This is a genomic window from Rhodococcus sp. 14-2470-1a (assembly GCF_002259425.1).
Classification (GTDB): Bacteria; Actinomycetota; Actinomycetes; order Mycobacteriales; family Mycobacteriaceae; genus Rhodococcoides; species Rhodococcoides fascians_E.
Genome location: NZ_NPFZ01000064.1, coordinates 1 through 588 on the forward strand (window position 1 = coordinate 1; position 588 = coordinate 588).

1 protein-coding gene is annotated in these 588 nt (G+C 63.8%); it reads right to left on the bottom strand.

Going from position 1 to position 588, the window contains the following annotated elements; translation table 11 throughout:
- The coding region (locus CH292_RS27610) for a hypothetical protein (RefSeq protein ID WP_143545837.1) at positions 1 to 588 on the bottom strand (588 nt) is incomplete at both ends.

A 588-nucleotide genomic window follows, 5' to 3' on the forward strand; every position in this document is an offset into this window, starting at 1 on the left:
GAGGTACACGTCGGTACCGGACACAGCGCCGAGCATGGATTCGAAGACCATGCCGTGTTGGAGTGGTGTCAGTGGTTGGACGTCAGCGATGTCGCCGTAACGCTCTTCCCATGCGGTGACGTCGTTGTAGGTGAGACCGGTGGCGGTGAAGTCGGTCAGTGAGCGTCGGCTGCGGCCGGTGTAGGCGGCGAGGCATCGCAGCGTGGCTGTCCACAACTGGACGAGTTCGTGTGCTTGTTCGGTGGTGAGAATTTTCTCGGCGTAGGCGAAGGAACCGTCGAAGACGGTCGCGCCGTCGGCGTCCGACACCGCGGCGATGTTGGCGTCGACAACTGCGGCGGCGGGAAGCTCTGCGGGCACGTGTCCACGGATGCCCGGGATTTCGGGGGCGCTGGTCCAGGAGCGGTCACCAGCTGTGCCGCTGGTGAAGTTACCGAGGTAGTTGAATCCGATGTCCGGAATGTTCTGTGGGAGAGCAGCTTCGGTGTTGAGGTGGGTGAGTATGCCGTAGCCGATGCCGCGGTCCGGGACGCGTGCGAGTGTGTCTTTGATGCGTAGTACGGCGTCGGCGGCGAGGTGGGGGTCGGT